Genomic DNA, 16468 nt, shown 5'->3' on the forward strand with positions numbered 1-16468 from the left:
GCAATGTTCACCCTGCAACGCCGGTGATGACCCCGCGCCGCGGGACTCCCCCCTCCACGGGCCCGGCGCGAAGGCCTGCCGAACCTCCCCCTCCGGGCGGGCCGACTGTCTCCCGGCGTTGCGATTTTTCCTGGCCCGGGCCGTTTCCTCAGGCTGGCGTCACGAAGGTTGCGATCACCTTCTTGCGGCCGGTCTTGTCGAAGTCGACTGTCAGCTTGTTGCCCTCGGTGAAAGCGACCCGGCCATAGCCGAACTTGTCATGGAAGACCCGCGCCCCGACCGTGAAGGAGTCCGGCCCCGAGGCCGTCACGTTCAGGCCCGAGGCTTCGCGCGGCGGCGCTCCGGTCGGCCGGCCCGCATTCTCCTTCAGCCGTTTCCAGCCCGGACTCTCATAGTTCGAGCGCTCGCCGAGGTCCTCGACTGTGCCGACAAATGCGTTTTCAGCTCCCGGCATTCCGGAATACCCTGTCTCCGAGACCGCATCGACATGCTCGTGGGGTAACTCGTCGATGAACCGGCTCGGCAGCACCGACTGCCAGCGCCCGTAGATCTGACGGTTCGCCACGAAGGAAATGTAGCAGCGCTCGCGCGCCCGCGTTATGCCGACATAGGCGAGGCGGCGCTCCTCCTCGAGGCCGCGCAGCCCGCTCTCGTCCAGCGAGCGTTTTGAGGGAAACACCTCCTCCTCCCAGCCGGGGAGGAACACGACCGGCCATTCGAGGCCCTTGGCCCCGTGCAACGTCAGGATCTGCACCTGGTCATCGCTGCCCGCGCCGGAGGCGGCGTCCATCACCAGTTCCACATGCTCCAGAAAGCCCGCCAGAGTGTCGAACTCGCTCATCGCACGGACAAGTTCCTTGAGGTTGTCCAGCCGGCCCTGCGCCTGCGGGCTGCGGTCCTTCTGCAACATGTCGGTGTAGCCCGACTCCTCGAGGATCATCTCGGCGAGTTCCGTATGCGGCATGCCGCCGGCCAGCTTGTCACGCCACATGCTGATCTGGTCGATGAACACAGTCAGCCCGCGCTTGGCCGGCCCCTTGACCTCATCGGTCTGCAGCACCATCGGCGTCAGCGTGAACAGGCTGCGCCCGTCGGCCCGCGCATAGGCCTGCAGCTTGGCGAGGGTAGAATCCCCGACGCCTCGCTTCGGCTCGTTGACCACCCGCTCGAAGGCCAGGTCGTCATCTGGCGAGCGCACGAGGCGCAGGTAAGCCATCGCATCGCGGATCTCGGCGCGCTCGAAGAAACGCGGGCCGCCGATCACGCGATAGGGAATCCCGAGCAGGATGAACCGCTCCTCGAAGGCCCGCATCTGCCAGGACGCGCGCACCAGCACGGCGCACTGGTCGTGGCGCCCGCCGCCGCGCACCCAGCTTTCAATATCGTCCGCAATCAGCCGGCTTTCTGCCTCGCCGTCCCAGAGGCCGCGCACCTTCACCTTCGGCGCGTCAGCATCATCGGCGGCCGCGCTGTCATCGCCAACGAACAGCGTCTTGCCGAGCCGGCCCTTGTTATGCGCGATGACGGAGGAGGCCGCCGCGAGGATGTGCCGGGTCGAGCGGTAGTTGCGTTCCAGCCGCACTACCTTCGCGCCTGGAAAATCCGTGTCAAAGCGCAGGATGTTGTCCACTTCAGCGCCGCGCCAGCCATAGATCGACTGGTCGTCATCGCCGACGCAGCAAATGTTCTTCGAGCCCTGCGCGAGAAGGCGCAGCCAAAGGTACTGCGCAACGTTGGTGTCCTGGTACTCATCGACGAGGATGTAGCGGAACTTCGAATGGAAATCGCGCAGCAGGTCAGGATTCTGCTGGAAGATCGTGATGTTGTGGATCAAGAGGTCGCCGAAATCACAGGCGTTCAGCACCTTCAGCCGGGCCTGATAGATCTTGTAGCACTCGATGCCTTTGCCATTGCCGAAATGGGCAGCCTCCTCCGACGGCACCCTGTCCGGCGTCAGCGCGCGGTTCTTCCAGCCATCGATCAGCCCGGCGAGGTTGCGCGGGGTCCAGCGTTTCGGGTCGAGGTTCTCTGCCTGCACAATCTGCTTGCACAGGCGCACCTGGTCATCGGTGTCGAGGATGGTGAAGGAGGACTTGAGGCCGACGAGTTCGGCATGCTGGCGCAGGATCTGCGCCGAGATCGAGTGGAACGTGCCGAGCCAGCGCAGCCCTTCGCCCGCCTCGCCCAGCAGGTGCAGCGCCCGCTCGCGCATCTCGCGCGCGGCCTTGTTCGTGAATGTCACCGTCAGCGTCTGCGACGGATATGCCAGCCGCGTCGCCACGATATGGGCGAGGCGCGCCGTCAGCACGCGCGTCTTGCCCGTGCCCGCGCCCGCCAGCACCAATAGCGGGCCTTCCGTGTGCAGCACGGCCTCGCGCTGCTCGGGGTTCAGCCCCTTCAGGTACGGCGCGCCCTCTGCCACCGGCTGGGGCGGACGCGCAGATGCCATCTGGCTGATCGGGAGACGATTCGGATTGGAACTCATGGTGAACGTATAGCAGCCACCTGCCCACCTGACACCTTCCGTGCTGCGACAGGGGGCATTGACTCGCGTCACAATATGTAATTAGGTAATTACATGTTTACAGATCAAGACATGTCCGCTGTCTTCAACGCGCTCTCCCACGAGAGCCGGCGGCATATCCTCGACATCCTGAAGGCAGAGCCCGGCCTGCCAGTAGGCGAACTGGCCAGCCGCTTCGATGTCAGCCGTATCGCCGTGATGAACCACATCGCCGTCCTGGAACAGGCTGGTCTCGTGATCAGCGAGAAGAACGGCCGTCAGCGCCGCCTCTGGCTCAACGCCGCGCCGCTACAGATGATCCAGGATCGCTGGCTCGATGCCTACACGGAGCATTTCGCCCGGCGCCTGACACATCTCAAGTTTGCCGCCGAAGCCGCCGCCCTCAAGGAAAAGGACAAGCCATGACCGAGCCTGACGCCCAACCCGCGCTCGCTGAACGCGCCATCTACCGCGTTACCATTGACGCGCCGATCCGCGTTGTCTGGGACACGCTTGTGAAGACCGATGCGGTCCTGCCCTTCTTTTTCGGCGCGGTCTGCGACGCCGAAGGCGGCCTCGCCAAAGGCAAGCCGATGCGCATGGTTTCGGTGGATCGAAAATTTGCCATCGTCGCGGGCGAAGTGCTCGAATTCTCCCCGCCCCACCGCTACGCCCACACGATGAAGTTCACGCAGTACCCGGATGCGCCGTGTACAGTCATCTACGACCTCAAGGATATCGACGGCGGCACGGAGTTCACGCTGACCACCGAAGGCGTTCCCGCCGGCACAAAGACCGAAAAATCGATGGTCCCCGGCGGCGCCTTCATCACCGAGAACCTCAAGGCGCTGTTGGAAACCGGCAAGCCGAAGTTCACAGCGCAGATAATCATGGCGCTCGGGCCCATGCTGAACTTCACCGTGCCCAAGGCCTGCCGCATCGAATATTGGCCGCCCGGCCGCTATCAGTAGAAGGAGGATGCCATGACCGAGAAAACCGACCCGATGGACACTATGAAGGCCAACCTTCTGAAGAACACCGGAAAATCTATTGATCAATGGGCAGACCTTGTCCGAAGGAGCGGCCTGCCAAAACACGGCGACCAGATGAAACTCCTGAAGGAGACCCACGGCCTCGGCCATGGCTATGCCAACCTCATCTGCCACACGGCCAAGGGCACGTTAGACGCGCCAGAGAGCGACCTGCTCGCCGGCCAGTTTGCTGGCCGCGAAGCGCTGCGCCCGGTCTATGATGCACTCGAAGCCCTTGCCCGCGCGCTGGGCAAGGATGTCGACGTATCCCCGAAAAAGACCAGCGTCGCCTTCCGCCGCAACAAGAATTTCGCCGTCGCCACGCCCGCTTCGAAAACGCGCATCGACCTCGGCCTGAACCTCAAGGGCACAGCGCCTACGGCGCGCCTCCTCGAGGAAAAGCCCGGCGCCATGTGCACTCACAAGGTCAGACTCGAATCCGTCTCCGACCTCGATGCCGAACTGAAGGCCTGGCTGAACGCGGCCTACGACAAGGCCTGACCCGTTTGGCGGGAGGCTTGCGCCTTTACCGGTAGCAACCGGATGACGCCCCATGCCTGCAGATGCGCCCCCGCCGACCGTGTTCCGCTTCGGCCTCGCCGACCGGCTGGGCATCGGGCTGACCAGCGGCCTACTCTGGGTCCTGCTGATCGGCGCGGCAGGCGGCGCCGCAGCCGTGCTGGTGGACGGGGAGTACGCGGCCGCGCTCGTACTCGCCGGCACCGTCGTCTTCTTCCTGCAGCTCGCCAACATCATCATCCGCGACTGCCACATGAAGTGGGGATGGCGCCTCTCGCTCGGCCGCGAGGAGGCCTGGCTGCGCCTGCCGACCGGGCGCCTCCTGTTCGGCCGCGCGCCCGCCTTCGACGGTTCGCTGCGCTATGACGAAATCCGCAATGTCGAGTGGCGCGAGGAAGCGATCACCAGCCTCGGCATGGTCACGATCAACCATGTCTACGCCATCCGCCTGAAGGATGGCCGCCTGATCTTTCTCGGCGAGGACCGCCCGATCCCGCGCACGTACCTCTGGAGCACCCTTGCTGGCGAGGCCGCGCAGGCCCTCGCAAGTTATGCCCGCGTGCCGCTGAAGCGCCAGCCCATGGCGCGCGGTGAAGGCGGCTTCCTGACCCTCTGGGGCACCTCCCGCCCCGAATGGCCGGGCACGGACGATACTGCAGGCATGAGCGAGGCCGAGCGGCGCGCCCTGCACCGCCGCCTGATGATGACGAACCTTATCCCGGCCGCCGCTTTTGCGGTCGTGCTGCTGGTGGTCAGCCTTTCCGGAACGCGATCGTGACTTGCCCGATCTCTATGCCGTAGCGCGTGACATACGCGCGGTTGATCAGCACGTCGTCTTCCATCAGGAACATCCAGTCATTGAAGCCGACATTCCAGACCGACCCGCCGACCTTCAGGTCGACCTTGTACTTCCAGTTGAACGCATTGCCGCTGACCTGCCCCACCGCCGGCACCGGCACATCGCCCGCCGTGCCGCGATACTGTCCGCCGCCGAGGATGTCGATTTCCCAGACGCGCGTGTCGCGCTCGCCGTCATCATAGAGGAACTTCTCGGTCAGCGTCAGGCGGCCCGCCTCCACCTCGCCGGTAATGTCTACCTTGAACTGACGGCGCACCTTGCCGAACCGGTCCTCGAACAGTCCGTAGGCGGTCGTCTTGCCGTCGAAGTATTCTTCCAGCACCAGCTGGCGCGGCGCCGCCTCGAACTGTTCCAGCGAACTACTGGAGGCACACCCCGTCGCCGCCGCGGCGGCAACGAAAGCGGGAGCAACAAGGCTGGCACGTTTCATGGGCTTGGGTCCGGTCTGCAATCAAACTTCTGAGCTTGATACGCAGCCCGGACCCTGCCGGATGAAAATTGGTCTCGGCTAGTAAAGCGTCGCCAGCGCTTTGCCATCATAATCGCGCAGGTCGGCGAAGCGACCTTCCTTCACCTTCTTGGCCCATTCCGGGTCCTGAAGGACGGCTCGGCCGACGGCCACGAGGTCGAACTCGCCCTTGTCGAGGCGGGCTTCCAGGTCGTCCAGCGAGCGCTGCGGCGCGCCTTCGCCGGCGAAGGATTTCTCAAAGTCGCCATTAAGGCCAACCGAGCCGACCGTGATCGTTGGCAGCCCGGTCAGCTTCTTCGCCCACCCGGCGCCGTTCAGGCCGTTGGGGCCGTCGATCTCAGGGAATTCCGGCTCCCAGTAGCGGCGCTGCGAGACGTGCAGACAATCGACGCCCGCATCGACGAACACCTTGAGGAAGGCTTCCAGCTCCTGCGGCGTCGGCGCGAGGCGTGCGGTATAGTCCTGCTGCTTCCACTGCGAATAGCGCAGGATGATCGGGAAGTCGGGGCCCACCTTCTTGCGGATCTCCCGGATGATGTCGCCGCCGAAGCTCGCGCGGTCGGTGAGGCTGCCGCCATAGCGATCGGAGCGCTTGTTCATCGCGTCCCAGAAGAACTGGTCGATCAGATAGCCGTGTGCGCCGTGGATCTCCAGCGTATCGAAGCCGAGGCGCTTGGCATCAGCGGCTGCGTCCGCATAGGCGGCCACCATGTCGTCTACGTCTGCGGTCGTCGGCTCAGGCAGCACCTGCTTGCCGGTATGAGTGACGCCGGAGGGGCTGTCAGTCGGCGCGTCGGGATTGGGACCGGTGCCCTGCTTGCGCACCATGCCCTGGTGCCAGATCTGCGGGGCGATGGCGCCGCCATTGGCGTGGACCTTCTCGACCACCCGGCCCCAGCCCTTCAGTGCATCGGCCTTGTAGAAATTCGGCACGTTCGGATCATTCGACGAGCCGCCCCGGCGCACGGTCGTGCCTTCAGTGACAAGCAGGCCGACATCGGCCGCAGCCCTGCGGGCATAATAGTCCGCCACATCCTCGCCCGGCACACCGCCCGGCGAGCGAGAGCGCGTCATCGGCGCCATGACGACCCGGTTACGGAGTTCCAGTTTGCCGAGTTTGAAGGGAGTGAACAGGGTGCGCGCCATGGATATGTCCTCTTAAAGCTGGGCGAGACTTGGGACGCAGGCCCCGCTTCGTCAACCATTGACGCCGCGCCGCCGGGACGGCACCTCTATCCTTAGACTTTAGCGGGGGTAAACATGAAGCGCCTGATCGCCCTGGTCCTAGCGGGCATAGTCGCCGCCTGCCAGACACCTGGATACGACTATGCCGCCCGCGCTGCGCCGAATTATCCGGCCGCGCTGGACTATACGGACGTGGTCACAGGGCGCTTCGACGGGCCCGCCGGCGATGTGGCGGAGGCCGAGTTCGACGCCCTCATCCGCTCTGCCGAACTGGAAGGCAGGCCCTGGTTCATCGTGCAGGACCCCGACCGCCCGCAGGGGCGCTATACCGGCGGCGTCACGGTTACGAGCTACCGGGGCGAAATCCGCCGGGAGACAGAACGTAAGTGCGTGGAATGGGACGCGCCCTTCGACTGCGAGCGCCGGGCGGTAGTCGAACGCGAATGTCTGAAGGAGATCGTCGACGTCGAGGTCACCACCACGCTGGTCGATACCGCCGCCAACCGGCCGGTCTTCACCTCCGCCAAGGGCGGCACGACCGAGCGGGAAGACTGCTACGATATCGGCGAATATCCGGATACGGATCAACCTACCGGCACGGTCGGCTCGGTCCTTTATGAGATCTATGACCCCTTTGACGCGCCCTATGGCATGATCCAGCAGGCGGTACCCGAGGCCGTGCGCCTCTTCCGCTTCGACATCGCGCCTTACATGGCAAGCTTCCGCGCCGAGATCGTCACCAAGCCGCTGACCGGAGAGGAAAAGGGCGATGCGCGCTTCGCCGCCGCCGTAAAGGCGACCAAACAGGGCAACTTACTCGGCGCGTGCGCGCAGTGGGACGAACTGGCCTCCGCCTACCCCAATGCGCCCGGCATCCAGCACAACCAGGGCGCCTGCGCCGAAGCGCGCGGCGACCTGCCGGGCGCGCATTCGCAGTACGCCCGCGCCGCCGAACTCGCGCGCGCCATCCCGCTGCTGAAGGACAAGGATGCGAAAGCGATCTTCGACGCCCTCGAGCGCGTCAATCGCGGGCGGTACGAGAACACGCTGATCGATCAGGCAAAAGATACTGGCGGGAGCTGAGCGTTAACGCTTCAGCCCTGGAACACACCGATGAGCGGGAGGCCGGCCGCGCTGGCTTCGGCGGCAATGCCCCAGACGATTCCGGCGGCGAAGGCCACAACACTGAACGCGGTCTTGTAGAGGATGTTCTTCGCCACGACCCGCACTCCCACACTGGCACAACGCAGGACACGAAGTGCAAACGGGAGGCCGCCTTGTCAACGCTTTTTTAACCGTCTTTCGGATCTGGCGATTCGCGGCGATGCGCTTCGGTCAGCTTCGCCTGCTTTTCAGCCTTTGCGGCCTCGAACTTCTTCTCGGCTTTGGTGCGTCCGAACTTTGCGCGATTTTCTTTCGCGAGCTGCTCGGCCTCGGCCTTTTCCTTCGCCTTGCGGGCCTTGTTGAGATTGATCGGCCTGGTCATGCCGCCGCAATCCTAGCATCGAGCCTGGCCTTTACCTCCGGCCATTCGCGGTCGATGATCGAGAAGAAGACCGTATTGCGAATGTGGCCGCTGCCCACGATCTTGTGGTTGCGCAGGATGCCTTCCTGCACCGCACCGAGCTTCAGCACGGCCGTGCGTGAGCGCATGTTGCGTTCGTCTACCTGGTACTGCACGCGCTTGGCGCCCCACTCCTCGAACACGTGGCCCATCAGCAGGCGCTTGCAGGAGGGGTTGACCACTGTGCCCTGCGCTTCGGGCGCATAGCAGGTCATGCCGACCTCGACCGTCTTGTTGGCTTCGCTCGGGTCAAGCCAGCTGGTGATGCCGAGGAAGCCGCCGTCGGACGCACGGGTCACGGTGAGCGGGATCATCGTGCCGTCGTTCGTCCGCTTGCGGATGACATCGATCCACTCGGTCACCCAGTCGCCCGGCGCCCAGTGGGACCAGAGCTTGAAAATCTCCGGCGCGCGCTTCTCCAGCGCGTAGAGTTCCTGCGCATCCTTTGCCTCGTCGAAGGGGCGCAGGCGCACATGGGCATTCTCAAGGATATGCGGGGCGAGTTTCATGGCCTGAGGCTCAGTCCTTGTTGGCGTCGCGCCACTGCTCCATCGCCAGCGAGATCGCGAAGGTCTCGCGGTATTTCGGGCTGGAGGCCGGGCGCGGCGGCTTCTGCGAGGTCAGCGCCATGATCTCGGCCAGCTTGTTATGGGCTGCGCCCGCCTGGCCCGCGCCGATATAGGCATGCAGCTCCACCAATGCCGAGGACAGCGGGTCGTGCGCCCGGATAACGAAATAGGGCTCGTCCTCGGCCAGCTTGCCGAGCACATCGAACTGCGAGGGATTGGATTTGGAGCCGACGGGGGGCTTGGACATGGTGCTTTTGTCTTTCTGGACCGGAGGTGATTCTCTTGAGCCATCCTAGCCGCCCGCCGCGCCAGCGTCAGCAGAAGTGTCAGATGTCGAAGAAAAGCCGGTTGAGGGCGTGTTCCTGTGCGGCAATCAGAGAGCCTGCACCGTCACATGCGGCCTTCTGCCTGGCGCGCCGGCTAGAAGCCCTGCGCTGGCATGCCGTAGCGCTCGACCTTCACGACTTCGCCCGTGAAGCCGTCGATCTCGACTTCGAGGTCGACGCCATCGGCATCGACGCCTTCGAACTTCCAGACGCCCCGGCGGGCCTTCACTTCGCGCACGGCGGCGATGCCCTGCGCGCGGGCGATTTCCAGCGCCTGCGCCTCATTGATCTCGAATTCGGCCGCGGCGCGGTTGCCATCCTTGCCGGCGAGCGCAGGTCCGGCACCGGCCAGCATCAGCAGGGCGGCGAGCAGCGTGCTTCTGAGCAGTTCAGTCATCGGAAAGGTCCTGCGATAGTTCGGCCGGGCTGACATAGGGTCGCCCGGCCGGGGTTTCAGGGGGCTGGGTGATTTTCAACGCAGGAGCGTGCGCGCCCCCTGCCGCTCAGGGGGGGTGCCGCCCAGCAAGGGGTGCGGATCGAAGAGGCCTGCATAGGCGGGATCCATCAGGTAGTCCGGCCGCCGCTGCGTGACGCCGCGCTGCCCGGCAACCTGCAGGGCGAGGTGCGACGGGTCCATGTTCCGCAGTCCGTCATCGGTGAAATCGCCGAGCACCATGGCAAGGTCGGAGGCGGCGAGCTGGTTGGCGACGCCAAAGACCTGCATCGCCGCAGCATTGTTGATGACCGTCGGCCAATCCTCCCCGATCACCTTGCGCAGCTGCGCCAGGTCCTGGAAGAAGGCCCAGACCCGCATGCCGTAGGAACGCGCCAGCGTGTAGACCATCGGCAGCAGGCCGAAATCGCCCAGCTGGGCGCACTCGTCGATGGCAAACAGCGTGCGGTACTTCGGCAGGTTTCCGTCGCGCGACAGAACGGCCGACATCAGCGCGGCCGTCCACAGGCGGAACAGCGGCGCGTGGCTGGCTAGCTGTGTGGGCGGAACGACAAGGTAGATCGTCATCGGATCACCCCGGCGCACGGCGGCGAGGTCAATCGTCGAGGTGGACACCGTGCGCTGCGCGGCCTCCGAGGCGATGATCGAGAAATAGCTGCAGGCGGTGGCGTGGATGCCGGAGCGCGTGACGTCCGTCGTGCCGAGATAGTTCGAGATTTCCTCGCGCGCGAAGGCCGGCAGTTTCTTGCCTGAGTTTTCGACCAGCATGTTGAGATGGAACAGATGGTCGCCGTCCTTCAGCAGGCGGCGCACCTGGACGAGGCTGCGGTCCTCGGGCTCGCGCACGGCCGCGACGGCGGCGATCACGCCGGCGGCGAGATCGTGGCCCCGGATGTCCCAGAAGGGATCCTTGCCGATCTTGCCGCCGCCCGAGAGCAGCTTTGCGATGTCCATAGCCAGTGACGAGAAATCGACGCCGGGAATGGAGAAAGCGTCCATCGGGTTGAGACTGTCGGTTTCCGGCGAGATGATGCCGAACGGATCGATGACATGCACCTTCTGGCCCATCTCCCGGCGGCGGCGCGCCGTGACATGGCAGGCTTCACCTTTCGGGTCGATGACGATGGCGGGGCCTTCATAGGTCAGGAGGTTAGGGATCAGCGCGCCCCGCCCTTTGCCGGTGCCGGTCCGAGCAAACGTGATGAGGTGGCCTTCCCCGTCGAGCCAGACAGGCTTGCCGGTTTCCGCGACGGGCGCTGGCCCGTTGTGAAAACCGAGCTGCTGGCGCGCTTCTTCGATGCGCCAGCCGAGCAGCAGGCTGTCGCCCGCGTTCAGCAACGGATTATCCGCAGGCGGAGGGTTGGCGGCTTTCGGTGGCCGGGCCCTCTTGCGCGGCATTGCCGGCGTTGCGGCACTTGCCTGCGCCTCCGGCGCGATGGACGTTGTGGCTGCCTTTGCCGATTTTGTGGCCGTTTTGCGGCGCTTTGGCGTGTTGGTCTCTGCCCCCCCGGCTTCCCAGCCCCGTGGAGTATCAGATGACCCGGACATTTGAAGTTTGCTTCCTGACGGGGAACGCCCACCGTCCCCCTTGCCGGAGAAGCTGATTCAACAAGCGTTCAAAGTCAATGTTGAATTATGGGAAATAGCACATAGCAGCTATGCAGTCCATTTCGTCCCTGCACGGAAGATATGCGTATAGGCGGCCGCGTCACACTTTGCAAATCCAGACGCTTCCCAGAAGTCGGCGGCCGCCGCGCTGGCGCGCGCATTACAGGTGAGCAGCGCGGCACTGGCGAGGCCATGCGCCATGGCGGCATCCGCAAGCACGCGGCCCACGCCTTGCCTGCGATACATCGGATGGACGTAGAACCGATGCATCCGCATCGCAGACTCACCTGCGTCCTCCTCCCGCTTCACGCCGCCAACTCCGACTAGGTCCTTGTCAACGAACGCGGCAAACAACGCGGCGCCGTCCCTGTCGAAACGCTGCTCTCCCGCCTCCCAGGCAGCCATCAGCTTCCCGACATTGCGCACGCCCTCCAAGGCCGCCGCCTCGGCAAGCGTCGACATTCCAAGCGGAAGGTGTTGCTCAAGGCGAACGACCTGCGTCATGCACTGACCTCACCGGGAGTGCGCCTGCCGGCGCGAGGGCGTCAGCTCGCCGAGATGATGCCGCCGTCGCAGGGGATCGTGTGGCCGTTGATGTAGGCCGAGGCCTTCGACGACAGGAACATCGCGAGGCCGGCAATGTCTTCCGGCCGGCCGACGCGGCCTGACGGGCTGCGTGCGCCGATGGCATCCCAGTCCACACCCTCGGTCTCGCCTTTGTACCCGACGCCGGTGGACAGCATGTAGGTCGGGAACGGTCCCGGCGCGATGCCGTTGACGAGGATATGCTCCTTCGCCAGCTGCGAGCCCATGAAGCGGGTCAGGTGAATCACGGCGGCCTTAGAGGTTCCGTAGGCAAATCCGCTCATCGGCGAAGTGTGCATGCCGTCAATCGAGGCGATGTTGATGACACGGGCCGGATCATCCGCGCTGGCCGCCTTGCGCAGCAACGGCATCAGTTTCTGCGTCAGGAAGAAGATGCCCTTGACGTTGACATCCATCACCTTGTCCCAGCCCTTTTCCGGGAATTCGTCCAGCGACGCGCCCCAGGCGACACCGGCATTGTTGATCAGCACATCAACTTTGGCCTCGCGCTTTGCGATTTCGCCGGCGAGGTGCAGGATGCCGTCCATCTGGCCGACATCGGACGGGATGGTATAGATCTCGCCGCCATACTCTGCCTTGAGGCGCTCCACCGTTTCATGGCAGGCCGCTTCCTTGCGCGAGGAGATGATCACCTTCGCCCCGTTCGCCAGGAAGCCCGCCGCGAGCATCTCCCCGATGCCGCGCGAGCCGCCGGTGATCACGACGGTCTTGCCTTTGACTGAAAACAGGTTGCCGAAATCCATGTGCCGTTCCTCCCGGAAAATTCCTCTACGCTGGTAGTGGGCGCGAGGGCCTTCGGGAACAAGACCAAAAAATCCGGCGGGGCTGGAAAACGGGCCGCAGAAGGCCTTTTATACCGGATCCGGGCCGATCATTTTCTCCGGCCGGACGATGGCGTCGAAGTCGGCTTCGGAAATGCCGAGTTTCAGCGCTTCCACCTTCAGCGTCGTGCCGTTCTTGTGGGCAGTCTTGGCGACTTTCGCGGCGAGGTCGTAGCCGTATTTTTCCTTGAGCGGCGTCACCAGCATCAGCGAGTTCTCGAGGCCGCGCTGGATATTGTCGAGGCGCGGCTCGATGCCGACGACGCAGTTCTCCGTGAAGGATACGGCCGCATCCGACAGCAGGCGCACGGACTGCAGGAAATTGTAGGCCATCATCGGGTTGAAGACGTTGAGTTCAAAATGGCCCTGGCTGCCGGCAAAGGCGATGGCTGCATTGTTGCCGAGGATGTGCGCGCAGACCTGGGTCATCGCTTCGCACTGGGTCGGGTTCACCTTGCCCGGCATGATCGACGAGCCGGGCTCGTTCTCCGGCAGAGCCAGTTCGCCAAGTCCGGAACGTGGACCCGAGCCGAGGAAGCGGATGTCGTTGGCGATCTTGAAACAGCTCATCGCGGCGGTCGTGATGGCGCCGTGGGTGAACACCATCGCGTCATGAGCGGCCAGCGCCTCGAACTTGTTCGGGGCGGAGGTGAATTTCAGGCCGGTGATCTGGCTGATCTTATCGGCCACCATTTCGGCGAAGCCTTCCGGCGAAGCGAGGCCAGTGCCGACGGCGGTGCCGCCCTGCGCCAGTTCCATCAGCATCGGGAGGGTCATCTCGATCCGCTTGATGCCGTTCTCGATCTGCTTTGCGTAGCCAGAGAATTCTTGACCCAGCGTGACCGGCGTCGCATCCTGGGTATGCGTGCGGCCGATCTTGATGATGTGTTTCCAGGCCTGCGCCTTGTCGTTCAGCGCGTTGTGCAGCTGCTGCAGCGCGGGCAAGAGCTTGTGGACGACCTGCTCGGCGCACGCGATGTGCATGGCGGTCGGGAACGTGTCGTTCGACGACTGGCTCATGTTGACATGATCGTTCGGATGGACCGGCGCCTTGGAGCCGACCTTGCCGCCGAGGATCTCGATGGCGCGGTTCGAGATCACCTCGTTGGCGTTCATGTTCGACTGGGTGCCTGATCCGGTCTGCCAGACGACCAGCGGGAAGTGATCGTCGAGCTTGCCCTCGATCACCTCGTCGGCGGCCTGCACGATGGCGCGGCCGACCAGCCGGTCCAGCTTCTCCAGCGACATGTTCACTTCGGCGGCGGCCTTCTTGACGACGCCGAGGCCGCGGATGATGGGCTGGGGCTGCTTTTCCCAGCCAATCTTGAAATTGCCCAGCGAACGCTGTGCCTGCGCGCCCCAGTACTTGTCGGATTCGACCTCGATGGGCCCGAAGGTGTCGGTTTCGGTGCGGGTATCGGGTTTCTTGGCCATCGGCTGGGCTCCTGATCGGGGTGGGCTGTATCTGCCCGGGCGGTCTAGCGAGGGAGCCCCGCCCCATCAAGGGCGAAGGGGCTCGACAGGACCGGGTGTGTCCGCGCAGTCTGGCAGCCGAAGCCGGACTGGAGCAGCAACATGCAGGGTTTGATCGAAGTGGGCAGTCTGACCCGGGACCTGGCGGCGAGCGCTGCCATGGCCGTGGAGGACGAACTGGACTGGGAGCACCTTCCGCATGTTCACCGGTCCACATTCCGGGCTGCCTCACTCATTCATGCCGACCGGGACGGTTGGGATGCCGAGGTCGAGCTGGTGGATGGCACTCCGATGCGCATGAAGGTCACGGTCGACCCCGACCGGCGCGGCTATACCAATGCAACCTATTCGGCTGGCGCCGAGAATGGCCGCGCAGTTGCCCGGTTCGAGGAAACCGGCACAGAGACCTGCCGGATCACCTTGCGTTTCTTCATACCGGAGGGGTCGGGATTTCCTGTTGAGGCCGCCGGCGCGTTCTACCGTGACTTGTTCACGCGCATCCTGGACGAGGACGAGCCAAAGATGGTGCACCGCGCGGCAGCGGTGAAGGCCGGACCGGCCGGACGCAAGGCTCGCCGGACGGCGCAGCTCCCTGATGGATCGGTCGTAGCAGTACCTAATCTGTGTCCGCACCAGGGACTGCCGCTGGATTGCGAGCCGGATGCCAGCGGCCTGATGACCTGCCCCTGGCATGGTTATCAGTTCGATGCGCGCACGGGGGCTTGCGTCAAGGGCAAGGCCAGAGGCTGGACGGATTGAACGAGAGCAGGCCGGATGATCGCATGATGGAAACAGGCGCACATGCTTGGATAAGCGCGGGCAAGGTCCGCGCGCGCATCACGGAGGATGGCGCGCTGGAGGTGGCGTGCGCCGGGCTGACGACGCAAACCAAGTATTACAAGACGCTGCTGCGGGAATTCTTCCGCAAGGACTTCCCGCGCCTGCGCCCCGGCTATGGTGATTACTCCGTACACATCGTGATGGAGCATCTGGGCGAGGCGCCGTGGATGGACCTCGACAACCTGGCCAAGGCGCTGCTGGATTCGCTCGTCGGCAACGCCTTCGAGGATGACCACCAGGTCGCGCGGCTGCTGGTGGAGCGGCGCAGCGCCGAGCGGGACGGCATATGGATGCGGGCGCAGGCTGTGGGGGCTTAGGACCCGCCCTCTGCTACCTCCCGCCCCCGGCCCCACTCGAGCTGGGCGAAGGCGGGAAGAACCAGGTCAACTTTCAACGATCAGCCGCTCGAGGCCGCGGAAGAAGGGCAGCGTGCGCCAGGCAAGGTCCTGTTCCGGAAGTCGCAGATTGGGATAGCGGCTCAGGAGTTTGACGAAGGCATGGCGCGCTTCGATGCGGGCGAGCGGGGCGCCGATGCAGATGTGCGGGCCACCGCCGAAGGCAATGTGGCTCGCCCGTTTCTTCGTGATGTCGAAGTCGTCCGGCGCCTCGAACGTGTCAGGGTCGCGGTTGGCCGCGGCGAGCGACATGAAGACCGGCTGGCTTTTCTGCATCGGGCAACCGGCGACGGTGCGGTCGGCCTCGACGATGCGGGAGGTGACCTGGACCGGCGCTTCGTAGCGCAGCACTTCCTCCACCGCCTGGGCAGCAAGGCCAGGATCGGCGCGCAGTGCGGCGGCCTGCTCGGGATGGTTCAGCAGCAGCCAGATGCCGTTGCCGATGAGATCGGTGGTGGTGAGGTTGCCGCCGACGAGGAGGGCCTGCAGGTTGAGTCGGACCTCATCGTCCTCGACGTTCGCCTCGCCGCTCGCCTGCAGTTGGACCATATCGGTGACGAGATCGTCCTGCGGCGCTTTTCGGCGGGCCTGCATCAGCTCACCAAAATAGGCATCGAGGGCCTCGCCGCTGGAGATCATGCGGGCGTTCTCCTCCGACGTGCGGACGGGATTGAGACCGAGGATGACATCTTCCGACCACTGACGGAAATCCGCAAGGCGGGCTTCATCCACCCCGATGATGCGTGCGATGACGAGCACGGGAAGCGGCACGGCGACCTGTTCCATCAGGTCGAACGCTCCTGAGGCGGGGGCGGCGTCGATCACCTTGTCGACCATCGCCTCGATCTCGGGCCGCATCCTGTTGATACGGGCATAGAAGGCTTTGGCGAGCGGCTGGCGGATGCGGGCATGGTCCGGATCGTCGAGGAAGAGGATGCTGGTGCGCCGCTCCCTGCCCTCCTCGACGAGGCGGGCAGTGATCGACTCGGGGTCGGCGTTCAGCGGATGGCGCACGAAGGTGCGGTCGTTCACCGTGTCGCGGATATCCTTGTAGCGGCTGAGGACCCAGACCCGTGCGCCCTCGTCGCGCATGACGGGGCAGCCCTCACGCAGGGATTTCAGCAACGGATGGGGATTGTCGCGGGCGACAGGATTGAACGCGGAGAGTTCGAGGACGGATTGCGGGACGCTGGGCAGCGGTTTCGGATCATCAGCCATGTTGTCTCCTCCCGGGAGCGTTTTTGTT

20 protein-coding genes are annotated in these 16468 nt (G+C 64.6%); 7 read left to right on the forward strand and 13 right to left on the reverse strand.

What is annotated here, in order from left to right:
• Positions 1–148 precede the first annotated feature (148 nt).
• Entirely contained in the window at positions 149–2485 is a 2337-nt protein-coding gene (locus Q0C17_RS09170; protein ID WP_291204786.1) for an ATP-dependent helicase, read from the reverse strand.
• Positions 2486–2596: 111 nt separating this feature from the next.
• Here Q0C17_RS09170 and Q0C17_RS09175 point away from each other — a divergent pair, with 111 nt between their 5' ends.
• The 4 genes from Q0C17_RS09175 to Q0C17_RS09190 are packed head-to-tail and all read left to right on the forward strand — an operon-like array spanning position 2597 to position 4831.
• Positions 2597–2929 (forward strand): metalloregulator ArsR/SmtB family transcription factor, encoded by a 333-nt coding sequence (locus tag Q0C17_RS09175; protein WP_291204789.1) that lies wholly within the window; start codon positions 2597–2599, stop codon positions 2927–2929.
• Positions 2926–3474, forward strand: a complete 549-nt coding sequence (locus Q0C17_RS09180; RefSeq protein ID WP_291204792.1) for an SRPBCC domain-containing protein — start codon at positions 2926–2928, stop codon at positions 3472–3474. Before Q0C17_RS09175 ends, Q0C17_RS09180 begins: the two co-directional genes overlap by 4 nt.
• A 12-nt stretch (positions 3475–3486) precedes the next feature.
• Complete coding sequence (locus Q0C17_RS09185) at positions 3487–4035, forward strand: DUF5655 domain-containing protein (RefSeq protein ID WP_291204795.1); 549 nt, start codon at positions 3487–3489, stop codon at positions 4033–4035.
• A 52-nt stretch (positions 4036–4087) separates the two neighbouring features.
• Positions 4088–4831 carry a hypothetical protein gene (locus Q0C17_RS09190; RefSeq protein ID WP_291204798.1) on the forward strand — a complete coding sequence of 248 codons (744 nt, stop codon included), beginning with the start codon at positions 4088–4090 and terminating at the stop codon, positions 4829–4831.
• Here the strand turns inward: Q0C17_RS09190 and Q0C17_RS09195 are convergent.
• Both Q0C17_RS09195 and Q0C17_RS09200 read right to left on the reverse strand, forming a co-directional pair.
• Positions 4806–5342, reverse strand: a complete 537-nt coding sequence (locus tag Q0C17_RS09195; protein ID WP_291204800.1) for a DUF3833 domain-containing protein — start codon at positions 5340–5342, stop codon at positions 4806–4808. The genes Q0C17_RS09190 and Q0C17_RS09195 overlap by 26 nt on opposite strands.
• A 78-nt stretch (positions 5343–5420) precedes the next feature.
• Positions 5421–6527: an NADH:flavin oxidoreductase gene (locus Q0C17_RS09200; protein WP_291204803.1), complete on the reverse strand. Its 1107-nt coding sequence runs from the start codon at positions 6525–6527 to the stop codon at positions 5421–5423.
• Between the two features lie 114 nt (positions 6528–6641).
• Here Q0C17_RS09200 and Q0C17_RS09205 point away from each other — a divergent pair, with 114 nt between their 5' ends.
• Positions 6642–7649 carry a hypothetical protein gene (locus tag Q0C17_RS09205; RefSeq protein WP_291204805.1) on the forward strand — a complete coding sequence of 336 codons (1008 nt, stop codon included), beginning with the start codon at positions 6642–6644 and terminating at the stop codon, positions 7647–7649.
• A gap of 11 nt (positions 7650–7660) precedes the next feature.
• On the opposite strand, the gene Q0C17_RS09210 is transcribed toward Q0C17_RS09205, so the two are convergent.
• The 9 genes from Q0C17_RS09210 to fumC all read right to left on the reverse strand — a co-directional run bounded on the left by Q0C17_RS09210 (position 7661) and on the right by fumC (position 13948).
• Positions 7661–7786, reverse strand: coding sequence for a hypothetical protein (locus Q0C17_RS09210; protein WP_291204808.1), 126 nt, complete (start codon positions 7784–7786; stop codon positions 7661–7663).
• Between the two features lie 71 nt (positions 7787–7857).
• Positions 7858–8052 carry a DUF4169 family protein gene (locus tag Q0C17_RS09215; protein ID WP_291204811.1) on the reverse strand — a complete coding sequence of 65 codons (195 nt, stop codon included), beginning with the start codon at positions 8050–8052 and terminating at the stop codon, positions 7858–7860.
• Positions 8049–8639 carry a GNAT family protein gene (locus Q0C17_RS09220; RefSeq protein ID WP_291204815.1) on the reverse strand — a complete coding sequence of 197 codons (591 nt, stop codon included), beginning with the start codon at positions 8637–8639 and terminating at the stop codon, positions 8049–8051. The genes Q0C17_RS09215 and Q0C17_RS09220 overlap by 4 nt, the downstream gene beginning before the upstream one ends.
• Before the next feature lie 10 nt (positions 8640–8649).
• Entirely contained in the window at positions 8650–8946 is a 297-nt protein-coding gene (locus Q0C17_RS09225) for an aspartate decarboxylase (protein ID WP_291204818.1), read from the reverse strand.
• A 173-nt stretch (positions 8947–9119) separates the two neighbouring features.
• On the reverse strand, positions 9120–9422 hold the full coding sequence (locus tag Q0C17_RS09230) for a PepSY domain-containing protein (RefSeq protein ID WP_291204821.1): 303 nt from the start codon (positions 9420–9422) through the stop codon (positions 9120–9122).
• 75 nt (positions 9423–9497) lie between these two features.
• Positions 9498–10817 carry a type IV secretory system conjugative DNA transfer family protein gene (locus tag Q0C17_RS09235; RefSeq protein ID WP_291204825.1) on the reverse strand — a complete coding sequence of 440 codons (1320 nt, stop codon included), beginning with the start codon at positions 10815–10817 and terminating at the stop codon, positions 9498–9500.
• A gap of 318 nt (positions 10818–11135) precedes the next feature.
• The gene (locus Q0C17_RS09240) at positions 11136–11591 is read right to left on the reverse strand and encodes a GNAT family N-acetyltransferase (RefSeq protein ID WP_291204827.1); all 456 of its coding nucleotides are present in this window, start codon (positions 11589–11591) and stop codon (positions 11136–11138) included.
• 41 nt (positions 11592–11632) lie between these two features.
• On the reverse strand, positions 11633–12436 hold the full coding sequence (locus Q0C17_RS09245) for an SDR family oxidoreductase (protein WP_291204830.1): 804 nt from the start codon (positions 12434–12436) through the stop codon (positions 11633–11635).
• 108 nt (positions 12437–12544) lie between these two features.
• Positions 12545–13948 (reverse strand): class II fumarate hydratase, encoded by a 1404-nt coding sequence (fumC, locus tag Q0C17_RS09250; protein WP_291204833.1) that lies wholly within the window; start codon positions 13946–13948, stop codon positions 12545–12547.
• 141 nt (positions 13949–14089) lie between these two features.
• Here fumC and Q0C17_RS09255 point away from each other — a divergent pair, with 141 nt between their 5' ends.
• Positions 14090–14746 carry a Rieske (2Fe-2S) protein gene (locus Q0C17_RS09255; RefSeq protein WP_291204835.1) on the forward strand — a complete coding sequence of 219 codons (657 nt, stop codon included), beginning with the start codon at positions 14090–14092 and terminating at the stop codon, positions 14744–14746.
• A gap of 23 nt (positions 14747–14769) precedes the next feature.
• Entirely contained in the window at positions 14770–15144 is a 375-nt protein-coding gene (locus Q0C17_RS09260) for a RusA family crossover junction endodeoxyribonuclease (RefSeq protein ID WP_291204838.1), read from the forward strand.
• Between the two features lie 66 nt (positions 15145–15210).
• On the opposite strand, the gene Q0C17_RS09265 is transcribed toward Q0C17_RS09260, so the two are convergent.
• Positions 15211–16440, reverse strand: coding sequence for a cytochrome P450 (locus tag Q0C17_RS09265; protein ID WP_291204841.1), 1230 nt, complete (start codon positions 16438–16440; stop codon positions 15211–15213).
• Positions 16441–16468: the final 28 nt, after the last annotated feature.

It is taken from the genome of Hyphomonas sp., from assembly GCF_022844445.1.
Classification (GTDB): Bacteria; Pseudomonadota; Alphaproteobacteria; order Caulobacterales; family Hyphomonadaceae; genus Hyphomonas.